Source organism: Mesorhizobium sp. M2E.F.Ca.ET.219.01.1.1 (assembly GCF_004016445.2).
Taxonomy (GTDB): Bacteria; Pseudomonadota; Alphaproteobacteria; order Rhizobiales; family Rhizobiaceae; genus Mesorhizobium.
The window spans coordinates 1-340 of record NZ_SADT02000141.1 but is presented as its reverse complement, the minus strand read 5'-3'; the positions used below and the strand labels follow the sequence as shown (position 1 = coordinate 340).

Below are 340 nucleotides of genomic sequence, written 5' to 3'. Positions count from 1 at the left end.
GGCGCCACCTTCCTCTACTCGATCTTCACGCCGTGGGCGATCGTTTGGGGCGCGGTGCCAATCGCCGTCACTTTAATCGGATGGTTCTGGCCGAAAGGCGATCCGGAGGACGAGGAATGAAGCAGCGCCCCGTCGCCGATCTTTCAACCCTGCCGAGCTTTGGGGTTGGTCCGCGCAGCCCGACATGGTGGGGCACGCTCGGCTTCATGGCGCTGGAAGGCACCGGCTTCGCGCTGGCGGCCGGCGCCTATCTTTACCTGGCGCTGTCATGGTCCGAATGGCCGCTCGGCGCACCGCAACCCAACCATTGGCCGGGCACCATCGTCACCCTGCTTCTGAT

The 340-nt window shown here is 65.0% G+C and carries 1 pseudogene; it reads left to right on the top strand.

The annotated features are described in order from the left end of the window. Window positions 1–116: 116 nt before the first annotated feature. A pseudogene (locus tag EN862_RS35275) lies at window positions 117–340 on the top strand (cytochrome C oxidase subunit III); the annotation flags it as partial.